This is a genomic window from Pseudomonas sp. LTR0 (assembly GCF_036630035.1).
Lineage (GTDB): Bacteria > Pseudomonadota > Gammaproteobacteria > Pseudomonadales > Pseudomonadaceae > Aquipseudomonas > Aquipseudomonas putida_Y.
The window spans coordinates 3,132,881-3,159,456 of sequence record NZ_CP123734.1 but is presented as its reverse complement, the minus strand read 5'-3'; the positions used below and the strand labels follow the sequence as shown (position 1 = coordinate 3,159,456).

25 protein-coding genes are annotated in these 26,576 nt (G+C 63.3%); 3 read left to right on the top strand and 22 right to left on the bottom strand.

The window, feature by feature from the left end:
- Positions 1–3 precede the first annotated feature (3 nt).
- From QCL51_RS14600 to QCL51_RS14565, 8 genes are read right to left on the bottom strand one after another with little or no spacing between them, the layout of a single operon-like run.
- Positions 4–1,473 (bottom strand): amidase, encoded by a 1,470-nt coding sequence (locus tag QCL51_RS14600; protein ID WP_338443573.1) that lies wholly within the window; start codon positions 1,471–1,473, stop codon positions 4–6.
- 14 nt (positions 1,474–1,487) lie between these two features.
- Positions 1,488–3,152: an NAD(P)/FAD-dependent oxidoreductase gene (locus tag QCL51_RS14595; RefSeq protein ID WP_047603911.1), complete on the bottom strand. Its 1,665-nt coding sequence runs from the start codon at positions 3,150–3,152 to the stop codon at positions 1,488–1,490.
- A 56-nt stretch (positions 3,153–3,208) separates the two neighbouring features.
- Positions 3,209–3,847, bottom strand: a complete 639-nt coding sequence (locus QCL51_RS14590; protein WP_019751887.1) for a peroxiredoxin-like family protein — start codon at positions 3,845–3,847, stop codon at positions 3,209–3,211.
- Between the two features lie 20 nt (positions 3,848–3,867).
- Positions 3,868–4,632 (bottom strand): hypothetical protein, encoded by a 765-nt coding sequence (locus QCL51_RS14585; RefSeq protein WP_103462593.1) that lies wholly within the window; start codon positions 4,630–4,632, stop codon positions 3,868–3,870.
- Positions 4,629–6,266, bottom strand: a complete 1,638-nt coding sequence (locus QCL51_RS14580; protein ID WP_021781708.1) for an FAD-binding oxidoreductase — start codon at positions 6,264–6,266, stop codon at positions 4,629–4,631. The genes QCL51_RS14585 and QCL51_RS14580 overlap by 4 nt, the downstream gene beginning before the upstream one ends.
- On the bottom strand, positions 6,256–7,122 hold the full coding sequence (locus QCL51_RS14575; protein ID WP_021781707.1) for a class I SAM-dependent methyltransferase: 867 nt from the start codon (positions 7,120–7,122) through the stop codon (positions 6,256–6,258). Before QCL51_RS14575 ends, QCL51_RS14580 begins: the two co-directional genes overlap by 11 nt.
- Positions 7,123–7,173: 51 nt before the next feature.
- Positions 7,174–8,097 carry a GNAT family N-acetyltransferase gene (locus QCL51_RS14570; protein WP_103444269.1) on the bottom strand — a complete coding sequence of 308 codons (924 nt, stop codon included), beginning with the start codon at positions 8,095–8,097 and terminating at the stop codon, positions 7,174–7,176.
- A 38-nt stretch (positions 8,098–8,135) separates the two neighbouring features.
- Positions 8,136–8,645, bottom strand: a complete 510-nt coding sequence (locus QCL51_RS14565) for a MarR family transcriptional regulator (protein WP_021781705.1) — start codon at positions 8,643–8,645, stop codon at positions 8,136–8,138.
- Positions 8,646–8,840: 195 nt separating this feature from the next.
- On the opposite strand from QCL51_RS14565, the gene QCL51_RS14560 reads away from it, so the two are divergent.
- On the top strand, positions 8,841–9,359 hold the full coding sequence (locus QCL51_RS14560) for a DMT family transporter (protein WP_031321937.1): 519 nt from the start codon (positions 8,841–8,843) through the stop codon (positions 9,357–9,359).
- Here QCL51_RS14560 and QCL51_RS14555 read toward each other — a convergent pair whose 3' ends face one another.
- The 3 genes from QCL51_RS14555 to QCL51_RS14545 all read right to left on the bottom strand — a co-directional run bounded on the left by QCL51_RS14555 (position 9,360) and on the right by QCL51_RS14545 (position 11,478).
- The gene (locus tag QCL51_RS14555; protein ID WP_021781703.1) at positions 9,360–10,268 is read right to left on the bottom strand and encodes a LysR family transcriptional regulator; all 909 of its coding nucleotides are present in this window, start codon (positions 10,266–10,268) and stop codon (positions 9,360–9,362) included.
- A 161-nt stretch (positions 10,269–10,429) separates the two neighbouring features.
- Complete coding sequence (locus QCL51_RS14550) at positions 10,430–10,759, bottom strand: hypothetical protein (RefSeq protein ID WP_021781702.1); 330 nt, start codon at positions 10,757–10,759, stop codon at positions 10,430–10,432.
- 74 nt (positions 10,760–10,833) lie between these two features.
- Complete coding sequence (locus QCL51_RS14545) at positions 10,834–11,478, bottom strand: DUF998 domain-containing protein (protein WP_338443566.1); 645 nt, start codon at positions 11,476–11,478, stop codon at positions 10,834–10,836.
- Positions 11,479–11,677: 199 nt separating this feature from the next.
- Here QCL51_RS14545 and QCL51_RS14540 point away from each other — a divergent pair, with 199 nt between their 5' ends.
- Positions 11,678–12,427 carry a FadR/GntR family transcriptional regulator gene (locus tag QCL51_RS14540; protein ID WP_003247694.1) on the top strand — a complete coding sequence of 250 codons (750 nt, stop codon included), beginning with the start codon at positions 11,678–11,680 and terminating at the stop codon, positions 12,425–12,427.
- 133 nt (positions 12,428–12,560) lie between these two features.
- Here QCL51_RS14540 and QCL51_RS14535 read toward each other — a convergent pair whose 3' ends face one another.
- The 11 genes from QCL51_RS14535 to QCL51_RS14485 all read right to left on the bottom strand — a co-directional run bounded on the left by QCL51_RS14535 (position 12,561) and on the right by QCL51_RS14485 (position 25,280).
- Positions 12,561–14,141: an aldehyde dehydrogenase (NADP(+)) gene (locus QCL51_RS14535; RefSeq protein ID WP_021781700.1), complete on the bottom strand. Its 1,581-nt coding sequence runs from the start codon at positions 14,139–14,141 to the stop codon at positions 12,561–12,563.
- Between the two features lie 58 nt (positions 14,142–14,199).
- Complete coding sequence (gene garD, locus QCL51_RS14530; RefSeq protein ID WP_021781699.1) at positions 14,200–15,753, bottom strand: galactarate dehydratase; 1,554 nt, start codon at positions 15,751–15,753, stop codon at positions 14,200–14,202.
- 77 nt (positions 15,754–15,830) lie between these two features.
- Positions 15,831–17,195, bottom strand: a complete 1,365-nt coding sequence (locus QCL51_RS14525; protein ID WP_103444270.1) for an MFS transporter — start codon at positions 17,193–17,195, stop codon at positions 15,831–15,833.
- A 104-nt stretch (positions 17,196–17,299) separates the two neighbouring features.
- Entirely contained in the window at positions 17,300–18,211 is a 912-nt protein-coding gene (gene kdgD / locus QCL51_RS14520) for a 5-dehydro-4-deoxyglucarate dehydratase (protein ID WP_010954445.1), read from the bottom strand.
- 567 nt (positions 18,212–18,778) lie between these two features.
- Positions 18,779–19,588, bottom strand: a complete 810-nt coding sequence (locus QCL51_RS14515; RefSeq protein ID WP_338443562.1) for a type 1 glutamine amidotransferase — start codon at positions 19,586–19,588, stop codon at positions 18,779–18,781.
- 467 nt (positions 19,589–20,055) lie between these two features.
- Positions 20,056–20,838: an amino acid ABC transporter ATP-binding protein gene (locus tag QCL51_RS14510; RefSeq protein ID WP_021781696.1), complete on the bottom strand. Its 783-nt coding sequence runs from the start codon at positions 20,836–20,838 to the stop codon at positions 20,056–20,058.
- A 22-nt stretch (positions 20,839–20,860) separates the two neighbouring features.
- Complete coding sequence (locus QCL51_RS14505) at positions 20,861–22,105, bottom strand: FAD-binding oxidoreductase (RefSeq protein ID WP_103444271.1); 1,245 nt, start codon at positions 22,103–22,105, stop codon at positions 20,861–20,863.
- A 16-nt stretch (positions 22,106–22,121) separates the two neighbouring features.
- On the bottom strand, positions 22,122–22,832 hold the full coding sequence (locus QCL51_RS14500; protein WP_021781694.1) for an ABC transporter permease subunit: 711 nt from the start codon (positions 22,830–22,832) through the stop codon (positions 22,122–22,124).
- Positions 22,829–23,548: an ABC transporter permease subunit gene (locus QCL51_RS14495; protein WP_021781693.1), complete on the bottom strand. Its 720-nt coding sequence runs from the start codon at positions 23,546–23,548 to the stop codon at positions 22,829–22,831. The genes QCL51_RS14500 and QCL51_RS14495 overlap by 4 nt, the downstream gene beginning before the upstream one ends.
- Before the next feature lie 84 nt (positions 23,549–23,632).
- Positions 23,633–24,385 (bottom strand): transporter substrate-binding domain-containing protein, encoded by a 753-nt coding sequence (locus QCL51_RS14490; protein WP_021781692.1) that lies wholly within the window; start codon positions 24,383–24,385, stop codon positions 23,633–23,635.
- A gap of 22 nt (positions 24,386–24,407) precedes the next feature.
- Positions 24,408–25,280: a MurR/RpiR family transcriptional regulator gene (locus QCL51_RS14485; protein ID WP_101196290.1), complete on the bottom strand. Its 873-nt coding sequence runs from the start codon at positions 25,278–25,280 to the stop codon at positions 24,408–24,410.
- Between the two features lie 142 nt (positions 25,281–25,422).
- Here QCL51_RS14485 and QCL51_RS14480 point away from each other — a divergent pair, with 142 nt between their 5' ends.
- The gene (locus QCL51_RS14480; RefSeq protein WP_103444273.1) at positions 25,423–26,448 is read left to right on the top strand and encodes an Ldh family oxidoreductase; all 1,026 of its coding nucleotides are present in this window, start codon (positions 25,423–25,425) and stop codon (positions 26,446–26,448) included.
- The last annotated feature ends 128 nt before the right edge of the window (positions 26,449–26,576 follow it).

Sequence of the window (26,576 nt, the reverse complement as noted above, 5' to 3'; positions counted from 1 at the left end):
GAGTCAGATAGGCGGCGCGAGCCAGCCACCGAATGCATGTTCCAGGGCCAGGGCTGCGTTCAGCAGCCGGTGCTCTTGCCCTGGGCCGGCGACCAGTTGCACGGAAACCGGGCAACCCTGGTCAAGGCGTCCCATGGGGACCGTCAGCGCTGGCAGCCCGAGTACGTTGAACAATGCGGTGTAGCCGATATCGCCCGGATAGCGCAGGGCATGGCCATGTTTGGGGGAGATGCCGGGGAGCACCGGTAGTGCCAGCAAGCTGTTGCCCGCCAGGCGTTCGGCCAATGCCTGTTGCAGGGCATCTCGTTTCGACAGCTGACGCGTAAGCCCGGGGCTGCCCAGGTATTCGCCCAGGCTGTCGAGTACGGTAGCCAGCCAAGGCCCGGTGGCATGCAAGGGTTTACCGGCCAGGGCCAGGCAGGCCTGGGTCAGGTGCGCCACAGGTTGGCCATCGCCGAGGATATCGGCCAGGCGAACGCCGGCTTCCTTCTTCAGCACGGCCAACCAGATGGCGAATGCGTCGTCCAGTGCCTGAGGGTGCCAGCGTTCGACCTGGGTGCCTTGTAATTGAAAGTGGTGCGCCAGGTCCTCCAGTGCCTGGGTCACTGCAGGGGATACCCGGCTGCCCCAGCTCAGGCGGTCTGGCTGGCACAGGTATAGGTGCTGCAAGGCACCGGGCGCCTGGCAATGCTGGTAGTGGCCGACAATGTTGTGATCGTGCTGGTCGGGGCCAGCGATGATTTCCAGCAGAACGGGCAGGTCTTCGGCATGTCGGCATAACGGGCCCACGGTGAAATGCCGGGCGATACCCAGTGCATGCGGCTGCCCCAGACCGCGCTCGTCAAGGGGCAGATGCCCGGTCAATGGCACCAGCCCCCGTGATGGCTTGAGGCCGAAGATGCCGTTGCAGGCCGCCGGGATACGCACCGAGCCGCCACCATCGGTGCCCAGCGCGAAAGGTACGCAAGCACTGGACACCAGCACGGCATCACCACCACTGCTGCCACCGGCGCTGCGCCCCTGCCGGTAAGGGCTGCCGGTGCAACCATAGACCGGGTTATCAGTTTCAGGCCAGAGCGCCATCTCGGCCTGGTTGCCCAGTGCCACCGGAATGGCGCCAGCCTCGATCAGGCGCTGCGCGGCAGTGGCGGTAAAACGCGCAACCTGTTGCTGGCGAAGGCGCGAGCCGCAGGTTTTCGGTGCACCGGCCAGCCCCAGGCCTTCCTTGAAACTAAAGGGCACGCCATGCAGGCGGCCCAGCGTAACCCCTTGGTCACGTTGGCGCTCGGCAACCTCGGCGGCCCGCCGTGCCTGGTCGTACAACGCCACTGCCACGGCGTTGCAGCGTTGTTGTATGGCCTGGCAGCGGCCGATGCTGTCCTCGACCAGGGCGACCGGTGACAGTGTGCCATCGCGCACCCCCGCAGCCAGGCGCACACCGCTCTGGACGAGCAGTTCGTGGTCGGCCGTCATCTTGGGCAAGACCATCAGTGTTTGGCCAGGTCGAGGAAACCACCGTCGCTACCGAATGGCGATTTGAGCAGTTCGGGGGCTTCGCCGTACTTGTAGAACAACGAGGGCATCAGCCTTAGGCTGGTTGCCCGGCCCAGGTCCTGCAAGGTGCCCAGGCTGTGCCGCGCCAGCAACTTCAGGTGGCGTGGTGCCAAGCTCCAGCGCACCATGCGCATCAGTCGCAGGCGCAGCATTGCCGAGCGCAGGAAGTAGCTGGCGGCGTAACGCGGGCGAGCCTGGTTGTCGGCCTTGTACAGGGCGAAGTTGATGGTGCGCGAGTACAGGTTGGGGATCATCTGTGGGCTAATGCCCGGGTTGGAGCGGCGCACTTCGCGCAGCAGGCAGGCGAACGGCAGCGGCGATGGCTGTAAGTCACGTGTGTAGCGTGGCAGCAGGTCGGCGAACTGCTGCGCCTGGTGGCCGTCGAGGAAGTCGCCACTGACGTACATCGGCAGCACCACATGGAAGTACGCCATGTTGGCGAACAACAGCGTCCAGCCCATCAGGAACGGGTCGTCCATCACCTCATACCATTTGCTCCAGGTGTCCTGCAGTGCGAGCTGCGCCTGGATGTGCGACTCCAGGCAACTGACGTAGCCCGGGGTGAGGGTGCCCTGGATATCCTTTTCGATCATCGCAGCCACCTGCGGGATCTGCTGGGCCACGTAGGCCAGCCCTGCGCTGTTGGCCGGGTCGAAGGTGAATGCCGCGTCACCGATCAGGAACCAGCCATCGGTGGAGTAGTACTGGTTGGCTTCGTACATGTAGTTGTACATGGCGTGCTGGTCGACCACTTCGCCCGAGGCCATCAACTCGGTGATCACCGGATGATCGGCCATGACCCGCTCCTTGAATGCCTCCAAAGTGCCGATCCGCTCGTTGACCATGTCGGGCCGGTAGGTGATGCCGATGCTGATCATGTCGGCACCGTCGTCACTGCGCATGGGGATGAGCCAGATCCAGTAGCCTTTGCCGTAGAAATGGTGGGTGACGTAGTAGGGGTCGTAGCAGTGATGCTTGTCCTTGTGGGTGTTGATGTTGTGCAGAATGCTGCGGTCGAACTGGCGCAGGCGGAACCAGAAGGTACTGCGCTGGTAGGTTGGCTCCTTGTGCAGCTTGAGCTTCTTTGCCATGAAGCGATTGCGGCCTGTGGCATCCACCACCCAGTCGGCATCCAGCTGCCAGCTCTGCGCCTCGTTGCGCAGGGTCAGGCGATGGCGGGTGTGCTCACCTTCATGCAGGTCTACCGCAGCCACGTCAGCCTCTATCAGTTGCACCTGCTGCCCGGCGACGATGGCGCGCAGGTCTTTGTCGAAACTGAACCGGTTAAGGTTGTAGGCTGGCATGCGGATAACCCCGGGGGCCTCGTGGACCACGTAGTTGCGGCATTCCGGGTTGTTGCGCAGCTTCAGGTAATAGGTCAGGCCGTACTTGTGGTAGTGCTTCTCTTCGAGCAGGCTGCCCAGGCCTATGCCTTTGAAGAAGTGCGTAGTGAGTTCGACCGTCGACTCGCCGACGATCGGCCGCTTGCGGTCCGGACGGCCGATTAGCGTCACTTCCACGCCCGGCAGGCGTTTGCGCAGGTACAGGGCAGCCAGGTGGCCGGCCACGCCGGCACCCATGATAGCAATACGTTTCATGTCATCTGTCCGTGATGAGGTGAGGCACCGGGCAGCCCGGTGCCGGGGAGTGAGTCCTAGTGGCTGGCGGCTTCGATCAAGGCCTGCGGTTCGGCACGTTCGGAGTAGTCGACATTGACGAATGCATGGCGAATGCGGCCATCCTGGCCAATGATGAAAGCGCTGGCCATCGGCAGGCTGAGATCGTCGCAGTCGTTCAGTGCCTTGAGGTCGGCGCCGAGTGCCCGATACACCGCTTCCAGCTCTGGCTCCAGCTCGAAGACGATGCCGTACTGGCGCGCCAGCTGGTTGCCCGGGTCGCTCAGCAGTTGGTAGCGCACGCCAAGGGATTCGCGGGTTTTCAGGGTGGCAGCGCGGCTCTGGGCAGAGACGGCGACCAGCGTGGCACCGCTGGCGGCCAGATCGCTTGCCATCTGCTGGTATTCGCTGAGCGTTACATTGCAGAACGGGCACCACAGGCCGCGGTAAAACACCAGTACCAATGGACCGCGTGCCAGCAGGGCCCGCAGGTCCACGGCCTTGCCATCGGCATCCTCCAGCACGGCCAGCGGGGCGTTGTCGCCGGCTTTGAGCACGTGCTCCTCAGGGTGTCTTGCGATAAGGGCTTGCAACGAGGCGCCAAATTTTTCCAGCACCTCGGTGGGCAGTTGGGCCATCTGCTGTTTGACAGCGTTGAGTTTTTCCTTGAGTGACATGCTTGTTTCCTTGTGGTGGTTCACTGGGGCAGGCTTCGGGTGGCCCGGGTCTGGATGCGCTGCGAGGCCTTGCAGGCCGGGGGATGGCGCTGAAACAGCTGAAGTACCCAGTCGGGGCGGGTCTTGCTGGCATCGTTGAGCCAATTGGCGACCGAGTCCTGGGCGTATTTCTCGGCTTCGGCCAGTAGCGGTACCAGTAACGGCTCGGCCACTTCTGGTTGTTGCTTGAGCGCGGCAATGTGCTCGCACCAAACGCCGCGCGGGCGCAGGATCTCGATGCAGAACCGACGGACCAGTGGGTCTGCATCGCCGGTATGGCGGCCGAGTAGCGCCAGGGCCGCTTCAAGGTGCTGGGCCAGGCGCGGTCGCAGGGCGATCCAGGCCCATTCACGCACACCGAAGTGCTCATCGCGGGCGAAGCGAAACTGCGCCAGCAGGGCATCTTCCGCTGGCAGCGAGCGTGACAGGAACGCCTGGGCAAACGCCGCCCAACTGCGCACGGTATCGGATGGGTGCGTGCAGCATTGCTCGAACACCTGCTGGCGCAAAGACTCGGGGGCCTGCTCCAGCCACTGGCCCAACGCCAGGCCAATGGCCGCCACTTTTTTTGACAGGCCCAGTGCCTGGGCCTGGTCCGCGCTGGCAGCGAGGTGCTCTACCAACGTTGAGGGCAGTTGGCCTGTCAAGGCGTTGACCAGGGCGGCTTGATCCACCGCCAGGCATTCGGCCAGGTTGCGGGTTGGCAGTTGGCCAAGGTCGATCAGGGATTTTCGGTCGTCGCTCATTGCAGGGGTTCCATGGCGGAGGAATGGCATCCGGTGGCCGGGGCTGGTGGGCAGTAACGCCCTGGTGCGAGCAGGTGCTGCGGGTCCAGGGCGTGTTTGAGGCGCTGCCCAAGCTGCCAGGCAGGCGCCTGCGTATCGGTCAGCAGGTGCATGAAGGCCAGAGGCAGGCGATAGGGCAGTACACCTTGCTGTTTGCCGCTGTTGAACAAGTGCCGGTAACAGTCCTCTGCGCGGGCTGTGGCCTTTTCATCGTTGCGATCGAAGAGCAGTGGCAAGGTGCAGTCGATTGCCCGGCCAGACAACGTGGTGAGGGTGACCGGGCAGGGGAGGCGGTGGGTCTGGCACACATGCTCCATGTGCCTGACGAATGTTGCCACCTGCTGACTACGCAAAGGCAGGATCGGTGCGTACCAGATCAGGCCGCAGTTGTCCCGTGCCGGGTCGAGCAGGGCGCCTGCCTGCGGCCGTGCTCCGGCGACATAGGCCAGCGGCAGCGCCACCTGATTGGGCCGGCCTTCCATCAGTTCCATACCCAAGTGCAGTTTGTCCAGCATGACCCGCCAGCGCCTGGACCAGGCACCTGGCAGCAGACGCAGGGCTTGGCTTGCCCATGCCAGCTGGCGCTGGCTGCGGAACAGATAGCGGCTGCTGAAACGACGCAGTTCGGTACGGATAATGCCCTTCAGCGAGGCCAGTTGCGCCTGTTCGCAGTAAATCGAGCCCACCCCCATCCAGGCAGGCAGGGCCAGCGACCTCGCAGCGGTGTCGCGCTCAGCCTGGTTTAGCTGGGTCAGGGGACGCGCGTCATAAGCCATGCTCAGCAGGCGTGTGCTGTTCATCAGGTTGATGCCGCCCACCTGGCTGCCGCAACGGTCAAGAATGCGTTTCACCCCGTCCAGTGCTGCAGGTAACTGTGCCGCGGAGTCGACCCAGAAATAGAACGGTTGCACGACTTGCGGGCGTCGGACCAAGGCAATCGACATTTGCGTCACCACGCCTAGGCCGCTCTGGCCGAACAGGCCATCAAGGTAAGGCCCGACTCCCCACTTGAAACACGGGGTGGTGCCAGGCGCCCACATGGGCGAGCGGTAGCGCTGACCATCGGGCAGGATGGCCTCAAGGCCCATCACGGCCTGCCAGTGGTCTGTTACCGGCGTGATGCCGAACCCTCGCTCCAGCGCATTGGCCAGCACACTGCATGTGGGCCCGGCGCCGGTGACCGGGGTGAGGAAGGGCAGGTCGCGGCTGGCCAGGTAGTCGGCCAGTGCCGCCTGGGTCACGCCAGGCTCGAGGGTGACCACAGCCAGCGCTTCGTCAAAGGCGAGGATCTTGTCCATGCGCGACAGGTCGAGTTGGACGCAGTGGCTATTCGTAGTCGCCATGCCACCGTAGCCCCAGTTGTTGCCGGTGCTGGCAGGTTGCAGCGCAACGTTGTGCTGGCGGGCAATGGCCAGGCAGGCCGCCACCTCTTCGCTGTTGGCGGGCCTGAGACGGGCGCAGGCATGGGCGGGCGAGCGCATTGTGTCCTGGCGCAACCTGGCGAGCGTCGCGGCATCCGTCTGCACGTGGACGTCGCCCAGCAACGTGCGCCACGCCGCCAGGGCGGCTTGCAGGCGCTGCGGCTCAGAACGCACTCGCCATCCCCCCCATGCCGAGGAACAGGCGCAACTGATCGACATCAGCCTGGCGGCTACGCGGCAAGCTGCGGTAGCGGCGGCGGAACTCGTCCTTCATTGCCGCCACGCAGCGCCGCTTGGGAGTGCGGACAACCATCATCAATGGGCTGACGGCGGTGCTGTAGACCTTGGCACATGGGCCCAGATAGCTGGCGGCAAGGGTCTGGAACTCTTCCCGCGAGAACGCCGCCAGCAGCGAGTTGCGGTAGTCGAGCAGGGTAGCCTGATCGGCACCGTCGCTAGCGCGGCTGACGAAGTAGTCCACCGATTCCACCGACTTGAGCCTGCCGAAATCATTCAGGTAGATGGCCCGATCATTGCGCAGCACGCGCGCGATGTTGCGGAACGTCGCTTCCAGCTGAGAGAGGTCTGCCAGGTGATGCAGGGCCATGGACGAAATCACTACATCGACGCTGCGGTCGGCGATACCGGCCAGGCGCGTCATGTCTTCTTCGCGCAGTTCGACGTTGTCGATGCCCTGCTGGCGGATCGATTCACGGCCCACCTCGAGCATGCTGGTGGACAGGTCGGCACCGATGAACTCGGCCCGCGGGTTCAGCCGGGCCAACTGCAGCAATAGGCTGGCAGGGCCACAACCGATATCCAGTACGACATCACCGGGTTTGATCAGGGCGCACATCTGTGCGCAGTGGTACAAGTAGGTGCCGGACAGCGCCTGGCCCTGGCCGGCACTGTCGGCGTAGGCACTGACGCAAGTTTCGTCGACCATCACCAGGTCGGGCTCAGGTGTACGTACAAACGGTTGCCTGAGGGTGATTTCCCTGTAGATCGCGCGCAGCAATCCTGTGTCCATGAACTTGTCCTCCATGAAAGTCGTGTGGGTTTGGAACGCGGGGCGGGCTGCTCAGTCCAGTTGCAGAGCCCGTCGCACCCGCGGCGAAAGGTGGTGCGGCGAGGTGCCACAACGCGCCATGTGGGTGAGGACGTCGTCGGCACTCCAGCGAGCCTGTGCGGCGGGCAGCTGGATATGTGGGTAATGGCGCGAGCAAAAAAAGTCGAACAGGTCGGTACACGTCTGGTCGACCGTAAACTTCAGGCCTGGCGCACTGTAGGCCTTGGCGAACACATCCCGCGCCCGGGCTAGATTCACGGCCAGCGGCAGCGACAGGGCATTGTTGAGTTTGGTATAGGCCTGTACCGGGCCGATGGGCGAGAAGAACAGTACATTGCGGTAGAAGCTGGCGGCGCGCGGGTGCACGGCGATCACCAAGGTGCTCACCTTACGATGGTCAATGGCCCATCGAAACATGGCGTTGTACAGCATCAGTGGCACGCCCTTGCCCTTGTAGCGGCTACATACCGCCAAGGTCCCGACTTCGGCCACGCGCACACCGCCCAGGCGCTGCAGCACAGCCTCGTTGATGTGCACATCCTCCAGTGGAAGGCCCAGTGCCGAGTCTTCGATCAGCGACACGGTGCCAACCACTCGCCCGTCTTTCAGAGCCACGAAGGTGGTAGTGCCCGGTAGCAGGTGAAACGGCGAAAACCGCATGCCCGCACGGCACACGGTGGCGATGCCGCGGCGTGCATAGCTCTCGTTGACCAGACGCAGGGCCTGCTCGAGTTCGAACAGGTTCTGCACCGGGCGAAAGCTGAAACCCTCGATGGCCAGTGGCTGTCTGGCAAGGCGGCGGATGAACAGGCGCCGGTAAAGGGCCGCTGGCAGGCAGGCCTCGAGCCAAGGTTGGCGACGACTTAACCGGTCGTGTTCGCTATGTACCCGGGGCTTCCTGCCAAGCCGGGCCAATACGCTCTGATTTTGCAACATTATCCACCTCCATGTGGTCTTGCGGGTGTGTCTTGGGTTCAGTGCTTGTCCGGTGGCAGTGCCAGGGCAGGACTGGCCGAGAGTGCCTGTAGCGTGATGGACAGGGCGTCGCGTTGCGTGTTGTCCAGTGACTGCATGATCGTGCCGATCCAGTCAGTGTGTTCTGCGAATACGGCGTCGAGTACCGCTATGCCTGCCGAGGTAAGGCTGATGCTCAGCTTGCGACGGTCATGGGCGTCCTTGCGGCGCTTGATAAAACCGTCACCCTGCAGGCCGTCGAGCAGGCCGGTTACGGTGCCCGAGGTGATTGCCAGGCGCGTCGCCAGCTCCAGCGGTGCCAGGCGGCCGCCTGCACCTTGCAAGGTCAGGAGGATTGCGAATCGCCCTTCCGACAGGTTATGGCGGGCCAACCGTGCGGCGCATACCCGGTTGATGGCCGCTGCAGCGGACAGCAGTTCGAAACACAGGCGCACGTTCTGCCTGGCGTCAGCGGGGGCCTCGGCCAGTGCATCGAGCATGATGTGATGCTTGTTCTCAAGAATATTCATAAGGCGCAGTTTATCTTGGTGCCTTAGTAAGTCAACAGCACAGATGTTTCAGGGTTAAGACAACATGCGCACGCCGGACGGAAGGGATGTTTCACTATGCATGGTACGAATAGTTCAAGTGCAGGATTTTGATTTCTATCAGTACTGGGTAATGCACCATCATGGTGGCCATCGATACCTTGGATGAGGAATGCCATGTTCAGTAAATCAATGCTTCTGCTGGCGCTTCCTGTGGCCATGGCGTTGCTTGCCGGTGCTGTGTTGCCGTTTCAGGCCGCAGGTAATGCTGCGGCAGGCCGGGCACTTGGGCATTGGCTGTGGGGGGCTTTCACATCGTTGACGGTAAGCATGCTGGTGGTGATTGCTGCCCTGCTGATTATTCGGGTGCCGGTGCCAGACATGGGAAAGGCCCTGCAGGGGCCCTGGTGGTTGTGGGTTGGTGGCGTGCTGGGGGCAATGTATGTAGCCGGCGCCGCAGCACTCACCCCTAAACTTGGCGCAGCAGGGTTCCTGGTACTGGTGGTGGCTGGGCAGATCATCACGGCAGTGCTTGCCGACCACTATGGGGTGATGGGGTTGGGTGGCAAGCCGCTCAGTCTGGCCAGGGTGGCCGGCGTGGTGCTGATCCTGTGCGGAGTAATGCTGGTACAGGGCACTTGGGCGACGGCATCACCGGTCCATTCCACGGCAGCTGTGAAAGGGCAGGAAAACTGATCAGCGCCCTGGTTGGCTGCACGCCCATACGGTTTCGCGCAGCCAGCGGTGCCCGGGGTCAGTGTCCTTGCGGTTGTGCCAGGCTTGCTGATAATCGAACGAGGGGATGGCCAGTGGTGGCGTGAACTGGCGCAGTGTCCTGTGCTGGCGCAACGACCCCACAGCGCGGCTGGCCACCGTCAGGATCAGGTCGGTGCCGGCCAGCACTTCGACTGCCGCACTCCAGTGCGGCAAGGCCAGGGCGATACGGCGTTGCAGGCCCCGGGCGGCCAGTGCGCGCTCGATTTCATCGAAAGCATCCGGGCGCATGGCCATCAATACATGTGGGCGTGCCAGCCAGTCTTCCAGGGCCATGCCGCCGCTGGCAGGCAGCACCTGGCGATCGGCAACGCTGATGAAGCGATCCGCAAACAGGGGCTGGACGGTGATGTCCTGAGGCAGTTCGGGGAACAGGCCCAGGGCCAGATCCAGTTCGCCATCGAGCAACTGCGCCAACATGGTTTCACGGCTGGCCTGGCTGATGGCCAGGTCCACCCCGGGCGCGACTTGGCGCAGGTGGCGTAGCAGATGCGGCAGGATGATGCGCGAAGCGTAATCGGATAGCGACAGCCGGAATCGGCGCTGGGCCCGGGCTGGGTCGAACAGCGGGGTGGCCAGCAGGCTGTCGAGATTGCTCAGTGCATCCTGTAGTGGCTGTGCCAGCGACAGGGCGCGGGCAGTGAGGACCATGCCGCCGCCTTGGCGTACCAGCAAAGGGTCGTCGAAGTGTTTGCGCAACTGCGCCAAGGCGTGGCTCACCGCCGGTTGGCTGCGGTGCAGGCGCAAGGCTGCGCGGGTCACGTGCTTTTCGCTGAGCAGGGCGTGCAACGCGAGCAGCAGGTTGAGGTCGATCTTGCGCAGTTCATCCATAGGGTGAATGGCCTTGGTCAATTCTGGCGACTTGTATCAGCTTAACAAATGCTTGAGTCTTGCACGCGCTTACAAGCTGCTGGCGATAGAGGCCACTTCACAGCACATGAATTCTACTAAATGGGTTTATGTTTGTTCTGTAATTCACTGATAAAAAACCATTATCTTCTTGCAGTCGCATGCTGAACACACTGCTCAAAGTAAGTCCGCTTTATCGCTGCCGGCTTGAGTCGCGAGCGGCTGTTGTAGGTTTGTTCGGTAATGCCGAAGGCTGTCATGCGCATCCACGGCTTGGGAAACTTACGCACCTGAAGCTTCTTGCGTGTGGCGTACAGCGTTACCCCGGAAAGCTTGGCCTGCTGGGCTTCGGCGGCTATCTGTGCACCCCAGCCGCAGGTGTGACGATCGTTCTGGCTCAGTGCCCTGGCCTGGGCGCCGAAAGCGAGGGTGGCCAGCACGCAGCCGGCCATCGTTGCTAGAATTACTCGCATATTGCGGTCCTAAGCGTCTGAAAGAAAACGGAGTTTGCCTTCGCTTTCCGGTGCTGTGGGCCAGCAATTTGCCGTCAGGTTACGCGCAGAGGATTGGCTGCGGGCTTGCGCAGGCTCGTCCAGGCCAGACTGGCAACCCAGACTACCGACACGCCATAGTTGAGACGTTGATACAGGCCGAACAACTGGCCACTCTGCGCCGCCTTGCCCATCAACGCGACGGTGGTAATCGCCAGCACCACGCAAGCCAGCGAGAACAGCGCCAGGGCGGGGGAGCCGGCAATACGGTTGCCCAGCCATGCCCATAGGGCGCTGGCGAAAGTCAGCGAGAGGAACATCAGCAAACCAAACAGGTTATGCAGTTGCTGCGAGGTAGATGGCTGTGCCGGTGCGCAGCCCTGGTCGCAGGGGAACCAGCCGGTGCCCAAACTGCCCATGCCATGCAGCAACACCAGGCCCGCACTCAGCAGCGCCAGCGTCGAGCTACGCCAGCGCCGCACCAGGCCCCAGGCAAACAGGGCAAACAGCAGGGCTAGGGGGAAGTTGTTGACCCGTGGTGACCAGCTGTGGGTTGGCGAACCGGCCGCGCCAAGCTGGCTCATGGCCTGTTGAAGGTGGTCGTAGCCGGGGTAGGCCTGGGCGGTGAGCCAAACGCCCGCCAGCAGCCAGAGGGGGATCAGCAGGCCACTGCCGAGCAAAAGGCGGTCGAGGGTTTTCATACTGCAGATTCCTTCCATGGATCAGTGAGCGTGAAGGCGTACAGTACAGGCTCGCGCAGACCATGGGCCAATCATTCTGCGCGCTTTTTCATGGGGCATGGTCGGCAAAGATGGACAATAAATACCGCACCGGGTGTATGTGATCGTACAACCGCTTGCGCTATGATGAGCGCTGTCTTTCTAGGTGAAATACAGGGCAATGACAGAGCAACAGGTACAGGCAAGGACCCGGCGCAAGCCGCGCAGTCTGGCCCAGGAACTGGTCACGGTGCTGACCGAACGCATTCGCAGCGGCCAGCTCAAGCGCGGCGACAAGCTGCCGACCGAATCGCAGATCATGGCCGAAGAGGGCGTCAGCCGCACGGTGGTGCGTGAGGCGATTTCGCGGTTGCAGGCCGCCGGGCAGGTAGAGACCCGCCACGGCATCGGCACCTTCGTGCTGGATGCGCCGGCTACGGGCGGTTTCCGTATCGACCCGGCCACCGTGGTCACCCTGCGCGAGGTGCTGGCGGTGCTGGAGTTGCGCATTGCCCTGGAGATTGAGTCGGCCGGGTTGGCGGCCCAGCGGCGAAGCGACGAAGCGCTGGCCGGTATGCGGGCGGCGCTGGACGAACTCAACGAGGGGGCGGCCCACGCCACTGATGCGGTGTCGGCGGACTTCCAGTTCCACCTGCGCATTGCCCAGGCCAGCGGCAACCACTACTTCGCCGATATCATCAACCACCTGGGTACCAGCATCATTCCGCGCACCCGGCTGAATTCGGCGCGCCTGGCCCATGATGATCAGGCGCATTACATGAGTCGCCTGATGCATGAGCACGAGGCGATCTATGAGGCGATTGCCCGGCGTGACAGCGAAGGGGCGAAGATGGCCATGCGCATGCACCTTAGCAACAGCCGCGAGCGCTTGCGCCAGGCGCATGAGGCGGCTGAAGCGCAAGGGACCTGAAGCCTTTGCTGCCTGTACTGGCCTCTTCGCGGGCAAGATAGCCCTGTAGGAGCGGGCTTGCCCGCGAAGAGGCCGGTACAGTCAGAAAGAAAAGCCCCGCCGTGCGCAGGGCTTTCCTGTTTCTGGCAGCCAGTCAGATCGCCCCGTCACTCCACTGCCCGTTCACCAACCGCCGCAGCCCCAGCGGGTTGCCGTCGCGCAGTGCCTCAGGCAGCAGCGTCTGCGGATAGTTCTGATAGCACACCGGGCGCAGGAAGCGGTCGATGGCCAACGTGCCGACCGAGGTGCCACGCGCATCGGAGGTAGCCGGGTACGGGCCTCCGTGCACCATCGCATCACAGACTTCGACACCGGTCGGGTAACCATTGACCAGGATTCGACCGACTTTCTCCTCCAGCAGCGGCACCAGCCAGGCGAACGCATCGAAGTCTTCCGCCTCGCCGATCAGCGTCGCGGTCAGCTGGCCACGCAGGCCTAGCAGCGCTTCGCGCAGTTGGTCGTTGTCCTGCACCTCTACGGCCACGGTGGTGGGACCAAACACTTCCTCCTGCAACAGCGGGTCGGACTCGACCAGCAGGCGTGCATCGGCCTTGAACAGCTGAGCGCGCGCCTGGTTGCCTTCCTGCGCCTGGCCGGCCACATGCTCGATACCGGCATGGGCATGCAGGTGTTCAAGGCCGCCGACGTAGCTGCGCAGGCCGCCAGCGTTGAGCATGGTTTGCCCGGCTTGCTGGTCCAGGTACTGGCCAAGGTCGGCGAGCAACTGGCTGTACTGTGGCGACTGCAAGCCAATCACCAGTCCAGGGTTGGTGCAGAACTGCCCGGCACCCATGCACACAGACCCCGACAACTCGCGGGCAATGGCCTCGCCACGCTTGGCCAGGGCACCCGGCAGGATGATGACCGGGTTGATGCTGGACATCTCGGCAAATACCGGGATTGGTTGCGGGCGCTCAGCGGCCATGCGGCAAAGGGCGTCGCCGCCTTTCAACGAGCCGGTGAAGCCAACCGCCTGGATCGCTGGGTGCTTGACCAGCCACTCGCCCACGCCGCCACCAAACACCATGTTGAACACGCCCTTGGGCATGCCGGTACGCTCAGCGGCGCGCACGATGGCGCAACCGACCAGGTCGGCCGTGGCCATGTGGCCGCTGTGCGCCTTGAATACCACGGGGCAGCCTGCGGCCAGGGCGGCGGCGGTATCCCCCCCGGCGGTGGAGAAGGCCAGCGGGAAGTTGCTGGCACCGAACACCGCGACCGGGCCCACGCCGATGCGCATCTGGCGCAGGTCTACGCGTGGCAGCGGCTGGCGCTCGGGCAGTGCCAGGTCAATGCGCGCGCCGAGGAAGTCGCCGCGGCGCAGCACCTGGGCGAACAGGCGCATCTGCCCGCTGGTGCGGCCACGCTCGCCCTGGATACGGGCGGCGGGCAGGGCGGTCTCGCGGCAGACGATGGCGACGAAGGCGTCATCCAGTTCGTCGAGTTCAGCGGCAATGGCGTCGAGGAACTCGGCCCGACGTGCCGGGGCCAGTTGGCGGAACTCGGCGAAGGCAGCGGCGGCGGCCTTGGCGGCCTGGTCCACTTCGGCTTCGGTGGCCTGGGCAAAGCTGTAGGGCAGGGCTTCGCCAGTGCTGGCGTCCAGGCTCTGCAGGCGCTGAGGGCCAGCGGCACTGCGCTGACCGGCGATGAAGTTATGGCCGAGGATTTCAGGCATGGGGTGCTCCTGTGGGCTTGAGGGTGGAGTGTGTGAATGCGTGGTCAGGGCTGCGGCATCAGGTAATGGGCGCCGGGTTGAACAGGGTGATGTCGTTGTGCAGCCGGTGTTGTTCGGCCCAGGTCTGCTTGCGGCCGCTGGCCACGTCCAGGTAGTAATGGAACAGTTCCCAACCCAGCTCCTCGATGGTCGAGCGACCACTGGCGATGCGACCGGCGTCGATGTCGATCAGGTCGGGCCAGCGCTGGGCCAGTTCGCTGCGGGTGCACACTTTGACCACCGGTGCCATGGCCAGGCCATACGGGGTGCCGCGGCCGGTAGTGAAGACGTGCAGGTTCATGCCGGCTGCCAGCTGCAAGGTGCCGCAGACAAAGTCGCTGGCCGGGGTGGCGCAGAAAATCAGGCCTTTGCGATTGACCCGTTCGCCTGGGCCGAGCACACCCTGGATAGCGCCGCTGCCAGACTTGACGATCGAACCCAGCGATTTCTCGACGATGTTCGACAGCCCGCCTTTCTTGTTGCCCGGCGTGGTGTTGGCGCTGCGGTCGGCGGCGCCTTGCTGCAGGTAGCGGTCGTACCAGTCCATTTCGCGCACCAACGCGTCGGCAACGGCCTGGTTTTCCGCGCGCGAGGTCAGCATATAGATCGCGTCGCGCACCTCGGTCACTTCAGAGAACAGCACAGTGGCGCCAGCGCGGACCAGCAAGTCCGCGGCATAGCCCAGTGCCGGGTTGGCGGTGATGCCTGAGAAGGCGTCGCTGCCACCGCATTGCATGCCGAGGATCAGTTCGCTGGCCGGGACCGTTTCGCGGCGGCGCTGGTCCAGCTTCTTCAGGCGGGTTTCGGCCAGGTCCATGATCTGCTCGATCATTTCGACAAAGCCAAGGCTGGCATCTTGCAGGCGGTACAGCCATGGGTCGCTGAGGTCCACCGACGGGTCGTTGTCGTGCATCACCTGGCCGGCTTGCAGTTTTTCACAGCCCAGGCTGATCACCAGTGCCTCGCCGCCGAGGTTGGGGTTGCGCGCCAGGTTGCGCACGGTGCGGATCGGGATGTAAGCGTCGCGGGCATTGATTGCCACGCCGCAGCCGTAGCTGTGGGTAATGGCCACCACGTCGTCGACGTTGGGGTATTTGGGCAGCAGCTCGTTGCGAATGCGCTTGACCGCATGTTCCAGCACGCCGGTCACGCATTGCACGGTGGTGGTGATGCCGAGGATATTGCGGGTGCCGACAGTGCCGTCGGCATTGCGATAGCCCTCGAAGGTGAAACCCTCCAGCGGCGGCAGCGGCTGTGGCACGGCGTCGCAGCGCGGCAGGCTGTCCAGTTCCGGCGCAGCCGGCATGGCCAACTGGCTTTCCTGTACCCAGCTGCCTTGGCGCAGGTCTTCCAGCGCGTAGCCGATGATTTGCCCGTAGCGGCGTACCGGCTCGCCCTTGGCGATGGCCACGGTGGCCACCTTGTGACTTTGCGGCACGCCTTCGACCAGAGTCAGGCCGTCGGCAAAGCGGGCGCCTTCGCCCAAGCCGCCGTCGTTGACGACCACCACGACGTTATCGTCGTCGTGCAGGCGGACGTAGCGGGGCGAGTCGGAATGTTCGATCAACTGCATGTTTGGGCCCTACTTGTCAGATTCTCAGGCTTTTGTACATCCGCCCGCGCCGGGTGACCCGGCACGGGCGTGTTCTTTCAGTGACGCGAACTGGCCAGTTCGCCGTCGGTGGCAGGCTCAGCGTGTGGCTTTGGGGCGGCATCACGCAGCTCGATGCGCTTGATGGGGCCGACGATAACCAGGTAGCTGAATACTGCGACCAGCGCGTTGGCACCCACGTACACAAGCGCCCACTTGAACGAGCCGGTGGCGCTGATGATGTAGCCGATCACGATAGGGGTGGTGATCGAAGCGATGTTGCCGAAGGTGTTGAACAGGCCACCGGACAGCCCGGCGATCTGCTTGGGCGAAGTGTCCGCTACCACCGCCCAGCCCAGCGCACCGATGCCCTTGCCGAAGAACGCCAGCGTCATGAAACCAACCACCATCCACTCGGCATCGACGTAGTTGCAGAACACCATGGTGGTGGACAGCAGCAGGCCACAGACGATCGGCAGTTTGCGCGAGAAGGTCAGCGAGTTGCCGCGGCGCAGCAGCCAGTCGGAGATCACACCACCCAGTACGCCACCGATGAAACCACACACCGCCGGCAGCGAGGCGATGAAGCCGGCCTTGAGGATGGTCATGCCACGTTCCTGCACCAGGTACACCGGGAACCAGGTGAGGAAGAAGTAGGTGATGGCGTTGATGCAGTACTGGCCCAGGTAGACGCCCAGCAGCATGCGGCTGGTCAGCAACTGCTTGATGTAACCCCATTTCGGGCCGTCGCTGCCGCGCTTCTGGTCCATGTCGACCAGGCCGCCGTTCTGCTCGATGTGCTCGAGTTCGCTTGGGCTGATACGCGGATGTTGGCGCGGGTTGTAGATGGTCTTCAGCCACACCACCGAGAAGATGATGCCCAGCACACCCATGACCACGAACACGTGCTCCCAGCCGAAGCTGAACACGATCCAGCCCATGATCGGGGCGAACAGTGCAGTGGCGAAATACTGCGCCGAATTGAAGATGGCCGACGCCGTGCCGCGTTCCTGGGTCGGGAACCATGCAGCGACGATGCGCGCGTTACCCGGGAATGACGGGGCTTCGGCGAAGCCCACCAGGAAGCGCAGGGTGAAGAGGGTGACCACGGCCCAGGCAACCGGAAGGCCACCGACAAAACCCTGCAGCAGGGTGAACAGCGACCAGGTGAAGATGCTGAAGGCGTAGACGTTCTTGGAACCGAAGCGATCGAGCAGCCAGCCACCAGGAATCTGGCCAGCCACGTAAGCCCATCCGAAGGCGGAAAAGATATAACCGAGGGTTACGGCGTCAATGCCGAGGTCTTTCTGCAGGCTGGAGCCTGCGATTGCAATGGTAGCGCGATCGGCATAGTTGATCGTGGTCACCAGAAACAGCATGAACAGGATCAGGTAGCGCACATGCGTCTTCTTAGTCGCTTGCATGCTGGCAATACTCCCACTAGTTATTTTTGTGCGGGCTCACGAATTGTAACCGGAGTGGGGCAGGCCCACTCCGGGCGCGGCATGTGGCAGGCCGCGGGCGGCGTTTACTGCGGGCCCATCTTGTCCATCAGCGCGGCGAGCATCTCGTACTCTTCGGCGGTGAGGTCGGTCAGCGGAGTACGCACCGGGCCTGCGTCATAACCGGCAATTCTGGCGCCAGCCTTGACGATGCTGACGGCGTAGCCGGCCTTGCGGTTGCGGATGTCCAGGTACGGCAGGAAGAAATCGTCGATCAGCTTGGCCACGGTGGCGTGGTCGTCGCGGGCGATGGCGTTGTAGAAGTCCATGGCGGTTTTCGGCACGAAGTTGAACACCGCGGAGGAGTACACCGGTACGCCCAGGGCCTTGTAGGCGGCCGCATACACTTCGGCGGTCGGCAGGCCACCCAGGTAGCTGAAGCGCTCGCCCAGGCGACGACGGATCGACACCATCAGCTCGATATCACCCAGGCCGTCCTTGTAGCCGATCAGGTTCGGGCAACGCTCGGCCAGTTTTTCCAGCAGGTCGGCGTTCAGGCGGCAGACGTTGCGGTTGTACACCACCACACCGATGTTTACCGATTTGCACACCGCTTCGACGTGGGCGGCGACGCCGTCCTGGCTGGCTTCGGTCAGGTAGTGCGGCAACAACAGCAGGCCCTTGGCACCCAGGCGCTCGGCTTCTTGCGCGTATTCGATGGCCTGACGGGTGGAGCCGCCGACACCGGCGAGGATCGGTACCGAAGTGGCGCAGGTGTCAACCGCGGTCTTGATCACCTGGCTGTATTCGCTTGCGGCCAGGGAGAAGAATTCACCGGTACCGCCGGCGGCGAACAGCGCGCTGGCGCCGTAGGGGGCCAGCCACTCAAGGCGCTTGATGTAGCCAGCCGGGTTGAAGTCGCCCTGGGCGTTGAAGTCGGTGACCGGGAAAGACAGCAGGCCGTGGGAGAGGATGGATTTGAGTTCTTGTGGATTCATTGTTGTTGGCATCCTGGGGCGCTTGGTGAAGGGTGTTGTTTTGCGTTGGAGGTAAGTTATCGTACAACTTCGAGTGTGGCTAGCCCCTTTCGGAATTTTTTGTTTGGGTGTTTAGGTGCTCAGGTGGCCAGTTTGAGAATGGCGGTGGCGCGGAGATCCAGCGCCGCCCGCGCGGCGCATCGCGAGCTGCGCTCGCTCCTACGTTTGTTTCGGGCCAATCATTCCTGTGGGGTTCGCGCGCGAACGCCTTGGCGCATGGCGCGAAATCGCGTCGTACAAACAAGGCGGTCGCGCGCGCCTGTCACAGGCGTAACTGGCCCGAAACAAACGTAGGAGCGAGCGCAGCTCGCGATGCGCCGCGCGGGCGGCGCGCGATCGCACCGGCGCAGAAGGCATAACGACAACCACATAACGGTCATCGTATCTCTTGGAAGAAAAAGGATCGCGGAGACAGGCACAAGCCCGCCGCCCGATTCCACGGGAAGTGTTCTGGGACCAGCAGAGGGTGACCGGGGAAACGGGGGCGGCCTTGCGCCGCCCCGCGATCAAAGCAGAGGAAACTGAAGGTCAGGCCGCGTGCTGGCGCTTGATTTGCGCCTTGCGTACCTGGGCCCGGCAAGCATCGCCGAAAGCCTGGAAGATCTTTATCGAGTCAGGGTTCTTCGCCGCTTGCCACTCAGGGTGCCACTGCACCGCGAACAGGAACGGCGAAATGCTTGGCGCATGAATCGCTTCGACCAGGCCATCTTCGGCACGGGCGATCGCTTCAATACCGGCGCCGAGCTTGTTCAGGCCTTGGCCATGCAGCGAGTTGACGCGAATCTCGTCGGTACCCAGGGTTTCGTGCAGCCAGCTGCCCGGCTGGATCTTCACCCCATGCACCTGGGCGTACTGCACTTCGACCGGGTCTTCCGGGTTTTCCCGGTGGTCATTGAATCCAGGTTCGGCATACACCTTCTGGTAAATGTCACCACCCAGGGCCACGTTGATTTCCTGCATGCCACGGCAGATGCCGAAGATGGGCAGGCCACGCTTGATCGCCGCCTTGACCAGCGGAATGTCGAACAGGTCGCGGTTCTGGTCCTGGCCTTTGCCTGGAGTCTGGTTTTCCTGGCCATACAGGGCTGGGTCGATGTTGCTGCCAGCGCCAGTCAGGTACACGCCGTCGGCCATGTCCAGGTAGGTCTCGAGGTCTTCAGTACCGAAGCAGGTGGGTACCAACACCGGGACGCAATCGGAGAACTCGACCAGCGGGCTAATGTATTTGTGGGTCATGACCTGGTAGTCATGGCCTTTGCGCTCTTGGGTGCCCATGGTCATCAGGACGACAGGTTTGCGCAGGGAAGGTTGCTTGTTGCCAATGTTGCTGTTGGACATATGTCACCTTGGGACAGGTTCGACCTGTCGTTGTTGTGCAGGCGCACGGCGCGGGGCCCTGATTGCTGCCTGTGGCCCCGAGCACTGCCGGCTCGTCAGAGGCGACGATTCCGGTCGGGGCTTGTAGATAGCTTGCCAGAGCCGTTCGATATGTCAAACAACGGAAGAGGGCTTTAACGCAGGCAATACACCGTTTTTTGGGGGCTGAAACCGATGCGGGCCTGTGGCGGCGTGGGTTTGGCAGGGGCGGCGGTCAATAATATTTAACGATGCAGTTGGGTCATTGCAGCGGTGCAATGAATAGGTAGCTCGAAGTCTCCTCGGTCCTTGTGGGGCAACTGTCTTGCTCAACGTCTAAAAGCTGGCGCGATCCCTGTGGGAGCGGGCTTGCCCGCGAACACGGGCGAAGCCCGTGCCATCCACGGCGGTGTCTTCCTCGCGGGTAAACCCGCCCCACAAGCTTTCAATCAATGCAGTATCTGCGCCAGGAACGCCTTGGCCCGCTCGGTGCGCGGCTGGTTGAAGAACACCTGCGGCGGGCTGTCCTCGATGATCTGCCCCCCCTCAAGGAACAGCACCCGCTCGGCTACCTGCCGGGCAAAGCCCATTTCATGGGTGACGCACAGCATGGTCATGCCCGTGCCAGCCAACTGCACCAGCACATCCAGCACCTCGGCGACCATTTCCGGGTCCAGCGCCGAAGTGGGCTCGTCGAACAGCATGATCCGCGGCTTCATGCATAGCGCCCGGGCGATTGCCACGCGCTGCTGCTGGCCGCCGGACAGCTGGCTGGGGTATTTGTGCGCCTGGCTTTCGATGCCGACTTTGCTCAGGTACATGCGTGCCCGCTCCTCGGCGTCCTTGCGTGACAGCCCGCGCACGCTGGTGGGGGCCAGCAGGCAATTGTCGAGCACGCTCATGTGCGGGAACAGGTTGAAGTGCTGGAACACCATACCGATGTCGCTGCGTACCTGTGACGCCTCGCGCGTGGTGGCCGCCAGGTCGATGCCGTCCACCTGGATGCTGCCCTGCTGGGCGACTTCCAGGCGGTTGATGCAACGGATCAGGGTCGACTTGCCCGAGCCGGACGGCCCGCACAGCACGATGCGTTCGCCTTCGCGCACCTGCAGGTCGATGTCACGCAGCACGTGGAACGCGCCATAGTGCTTGTTCAGGCCTTCGATGCGAATCAGCACCGGACGCGGGTCGGGTTCGGGGGCAAGGGTGGCAAGGCTCAGTGGTGCGGTCATCTTGTTGTTCTCCCGCATGGGTTCAGTCGAAACGGGTCGCGCTGTAAGGCGCGGGGTCGGTGAAGGGGGGCTCGCCAGTGAGCAGCTCGGCCAGCAGCCGGCCGCAGACCGGGCCCAGTGTGAGACCGTGATGGGCATGGCCAAAGTTGAACCACAGCCCTGGGTGGCGCGGCGCCGGCCCGATCACCGGGCGCATGTCGGGCAGGCAGGGGCGGCGGCCCAGCCAAGGCGTGTCGTCCAGGCGCTCGCCGAGGGCCGGGAACAGCTTGCGCGCCAAGGCCTCGCAGCGGCCCAGTTGAATCTGGTTGCCGGGCGCACTGGCTGCGTCGAACTCGATGCCGGTGGTCAGGCGCACACCGCGCGCCATCGGCGCCAGAACATAGCCGCCTTGGGTGTCGCAGATCGAGTGCTCCAGCTGAGCGCCGTCACGGGTGCTGTAGTGCATGTGGTAGCCCCGCTTGATTGCCAGCGGGATCTGGTAGCCCAGGCCGCTGAACAGGTCGGCCGACTGTGGACCGAGGCAGGCCACCACTTCGTCGGCAGTGATCGGGCCGCGACGGCTCTCTACCCGCCATTGGCCATTGGCCTGGCGCAGGCTGCGCGCATCGCCATGCACAAACTGCCCGCCGCGTTGCAGGAACAGCGCCGCATAGCCACGGGTGAGCGCGCCGGGGTTGTTCACGGTTTTCGGGTCGAGCCAGTGAATGCCACCGACCACGGTGGCGTCCAGTTGGTGCTCACGAGCCTGCAGTTGCCCGCATTCGAGGATTTCGAATTGCAAGCCATAGCGGCTCAGGCCCTTGGCATCGGTTTTTGCCTGCTCGAACAGCGCTGGGTCGCGGAACACTTCGATCCAGCCTTTGGCTTGCACCAGACTTTCCAGGCCGGCAGCAGCGATCAGCGCGTCATGCTCTTCGACACAGCGCTGCACCAGCGGCAGCATATCGGCGGCGGCCCCAGCCAGACGCCCGGGTGCCGACTGGCGCCAGTAGCGCCACAGCCACGGTGCGGCCTTGGGCAGGTGCGCCAGGCTGTAGCGCACATCGGGCTGGCGGTTCAGGCCGTAGCGCAGCAGTGCGCTCAATTGCCGTGGAAAGGCATAGGGGATGACACTGGAGCGCTCGATCAGCCCGGCGTTGCCATGGCTGGTGCCGCTGCCCGGTTCGTCGCGGTCGATCAGAATTACCTGGCGCCCGCGTGCCTGCAGGTGCAGCGCGGTGCTGACGCCGACAATGCCGGCGCCAAGGACAAGGGTCTGGCAATGCATGAAACGTATCCTTCGGTCAGTTCAGGTGGCGGCCCAGGCGGGCTTCCAGGTGTTTCAACAGGCGCCGCACCAGTTCGACGATCACCAGGTAGAGCACGGCGGCCCACAGGTAGATCTGGAAGTCGAAACTGCGCGAGAAGGCCAGTTTGGTCACGCCCATCAGGTCGTAGATCGTCACCAGCGAGGCGATCGCGCTGGCCTTGATCATCAGGATCAGTTCGTTGCCCAGCGGGCCAATGGCCACCAGCAGCGACTGTGGCAATATCACCTTGAAGAAGGTGGTCGAGCGTTTCAGGTTCAGCGCCCGAGCCGCTTCATGCTGGCCAGGCGCAACCGCCATCAGGCTGCCGCGGAAAATCTCGGCCTGATAGGCGGCGGTGTTCAGAGTGAACGCCAGCAAGGTGCAGAACCACGCTTCGCGGAAGAACCACCACAGGCCGACGTCCTGCCAGAAGCCCTTGAGCGAACCCAGGCCGTAATACAGCAGGAACAATTGCGCCAGCAGCGGCGAGCCGCGGAAGAAGTACACGTAGCCGGCAGCCATGCGCTGCAGCAACAGGCTGTGAGACATGCGTGCAAGGGCCAGCAGAAGGCCGAGCACAGCGCCCAGGCTGAAGGAAATCGCCACCAGCTTGGCGGTTACCAGCAGGCCGTCGATGAAGCGTGGGCCGTAGCGCTCCAGCAGGTCGGGGTCGAGCACCATTGCCAGCAGTTGATCGAAGCTCATGCGCGTGCTCCTTGCAGGTGGCGGTTGCTGCGCCGTTCGATGTAGGCGAATACGCGCCCGGACAGTGCCGCGAACAGCAGGTAGCCCAGGCAGGCGACGCCGTAGAAGAACATCGGCTCCTTGGTTACGCTGACCGCCAGGTTGGTCTGGCGCATCAGGTCGACCAGCGAGATGGTCGACACCAGCGAGGTGTCCTTGAGCAGCGACAGCCAATTGTTGGACAAACCGGGCAGGGCGATGCGGGTCAGTTGCGGCAGCAGCACCTTGAAGAAACCGGTGCGCTTGCTCAGGCCAAGCGCCGAGCAGGCTTCCAGTTGGCCCTTGGGCAGGGTCTTGAAGGCGGCCAGCCAGATCTCGCTGGAAAACGCGGCGAACACCAGGCTGAAGGCGATCATCGCGGCGAGGAAGGTGTTGATGATGAACTCACCTTGATAACCCATGGCGGCGAGGATCTTCTGTGCGGCGATCTGGCAGCCGTAATAGATGATCAGCAACGTCAGTAGCTCGGGCAGGCCGCGGAACACGGTAGAAAAGGTGGTGGCCCAGGCCCGTGGCAGGCGTTTGCGTGAGCGCGCCGCCAGCGCGACCACCAGGCCCAGTGGCAGGCCGATGGGCAGGCAGGCCAGGGCCAGGGAAACGGTAACCAGCGCGCCGGCCAGCAACGCCTGGCCCCAGCCTCCGCTGGCGAAAGACAGCAAGGACAATTGATCGAGCATGACGAACCCCTAACTTGGAGGGGCGCTCACCCTTGCAGGCGCGGGCAAGCCCGCGCCTGCAAGGGTGAGGCGCAAGGCCAGTGGTCAGTTATAGATATCGAAAGCGAAATATTTGCTGGCGATTTTCTGATAGGTACCGTTGGCCACGATCTGTTGCAGCGCGGTATTCAGGCGCTGGCGCAGGGCTTCGTCGTCCTTGCGCACAGCGATGGCGGCATCGGCTTTGGTGTCGGCCACGTCGCCAAGGATTTTGCAGCAATCCCCGCCGTTCTTGTTCATCCACTCGTGCAGCGGGAATTTGTCGGCAATCACACCGTCCAGGCGGCCGGCCGCCAGGTCTGCGTTGGCTTCGTCCATGGTCGGGTACAGTTTTACGTCGGCACCGGCCTTGCCATACACGTCTTCGGCGTAGATGGCCTGGGTGGACGAAGACTGCGCACCGACGGTGTAGCCGACAAAGTCGGTCTGGGCGCTGTCGATCTTGCTGTCCTTGGCAACCGCCACGGTCAGTGGCGTGCGGTAGTAGTGGTCGGTGAAGGCGATCTTCTTGCGTCGCTCTTCGGTGTCGATCATCGACGCCACCACGGCGTCATACTTGCGCGCCATCAGGGCGGGGATGATGCCTTCCCAGTCCTGGGCCACCAGCGTGCATTCGACTTTCATCTGCTCGCACAGGGCGTGGGTGATGTCGATATCGAAGCCATGCAGCTTGTTATCGGCGTCTACATAGTTGAAGGGCGGGTAGGCACCCTCGGTGGCGAACCGCAGGGTTTCAGCGCTGGCGGCACCCGCCAGCAGCAGGGCGCACGCACCCACCAAGGCCATGGACTTGTTCATCTCGCACCTCATTGCACTCTTGCTATTGTTGTTTGCCCGTCGACCACGAGGTGTAGCCGACGAATTCGTTATGTAGAGCGGCAGTTGCTTCCAAGCGTTTTTCAACATCCGGTCCGAGCTTCTTGCAGACCTCGTTGACCATCAGATGCACCCACGACAGCATCGTCGAGGTGGATTCCCAGAACAGGTTGAACTCGGTGGGGATGCGGAACACCTCGTCGGCATTGGCATCCGCCCAGTCACAGAAAGTGTCGGTCACCAAGGTGACCGCAATGCCAGCCTCGCGCGCCTTCTGGCACAGCATCAGGGCATGGCGGGAATAACGGCGCGCCTCGAACACCACCAGGGCGCTGTCTTCGGCACGGCCCAGCAGCACTTCGCCGAAGTGCCCGGCGCTGATGTCGACCAGTTGCACGCCATCGCGCAGGTATTGCAGCAGGTGGCTCATGCACATGGCGATGCCGCGCTCGGTCTGGAAGCCGGCGATGAACACCCGCGGTTTGCTCGCCAGGCGTTGCGCCACGTTGTGCCAGGCGGGGCTCTGGCGGTATTCGTGTACGCGCACCAGGGCGGCGATTTCCAGCTCCAGGCTGCCGGCGTTGTCGCTGGCGTCCTGGTTCTGGCGGTAATCTTGCAGGCGATCACCTACCAACCACGGGCCATCGCCCAGATCGTTCTGCAGGTCTTGCTTAAGCGCCTTGAGGTGGGCATAACCCAGTGAGCGACAGTAGCGCCCGACGCTGGATTCGCTGACGCCCAGCTTGGCGGCAATGCTGGCCGAGGTCTGGAACGGCAGTTCGTGCAGGTTGGCAAGCATGTAGGTGGCGATCTTGCGACCGGAGGCAGCGGCCCCTTCGAGGCTGTTTTCCAGGCGTTGCTTGATCATTTGGCTCATGCTGCGGCTCCAGGGGTGAGGCTTGGGAAGAAAATGAATGTTTTCTGTCATCAAGTCAATATTTGACAGATTGCTGTCACATGAAGGAAAGTTTTTGTCGTTGCAACGCTGTAGCCATTCCAAAATCAACAAGGAGCTTCAGATGTCCGCACCTTCCACCAGCACCGTTGTGCGCATGCCGTTTACCGAGCTGCAAAGCCTGTTGCAGGCCATTTTCCAGCGCCATGGGTGCAGCGAGGCCGTGGCCCGGGTGCTGGCCCACAACTGCGCCAGCGCCCAGCGTGATGGCGCCCATAGCCATGGGGTGTTCCGCATGCCCGGTTATGTCTCGACCTTGGCCAGCGGCTGGGTCGATGGCCAGGCCACGCCACAGGTCAGCGACGTGGCCGCCGGCTATGTGCGTGTCGATGCTGCGGGCGGTTTTGCCCAGCCGGCACTGGCGGCGGCCCGTGAGCTGTTGGTGGCGAAGGCGCGCAACGCAGGCATCGCCGTGCTGGCGATCCACAACTCGCACCACTTCGCTGCGTTGTGGCCGGATGTAGAGCCGTTCGCCGAAGAGGGCCTGGTAGCCCTCAGCGTGGTCAACAGCATGACCTGCGTGGTGCCGCATGGTGCGCGCAAGCCACTGTTCGGTACCAACCCCATCGCTTTTGCTGCGCCTTGCGCCGAGCATGACCCGATCGTTTTCGACATGGCCACCAGTGCCATGGCCCATGGCGATGTGCAAATTGCCGCGCGTGCCGGCCAGCAATTGCCGGAGGGCATGGGGGTGGACGCCGATGGCCAGCCGACCACCGACCCAAAGGCGATTCTGGAAGGCGGGGCCTTGCTGCCATTTGGCGGGCACAAGGGCTCGGCGTTATCGATGATGGTCGAGTTGCTGGCGGCGGCGCTGACCGGCGGTCATTTCTCCTGGGAGTTCGATTGGTCCGGGCATCCGGGGGCGAAAACGCCATGGACCGGGCAGTTGATCATCGTCATCGACCCGGGCAAGGCCGAGGGCGAGCGCTTTGCCCAGCGCAGCCGCGAACTGGTGGAGCAGATGCAGGCAGTCGGGCTGACCCGCATGCCGGGTGAGCGCCGCTATCGTGAGCGCGAGGTGGCCGAGGAGGAGGGAGTGGCGGTGACCGAGCAGGAGTTGCAAGGCCTGAAAGAGCTGCTTGGCTGAGCCGGCCCTTTCGCGGGTTACCCGTGAAGAATCCAGCACTCATCCGCGGCCATGCAATGTTGCATAGACAACCTTGCACAATAGTGGATGTTCCTGAGCCCGCTCTCCGGGTATGCTCAGGGCTGACT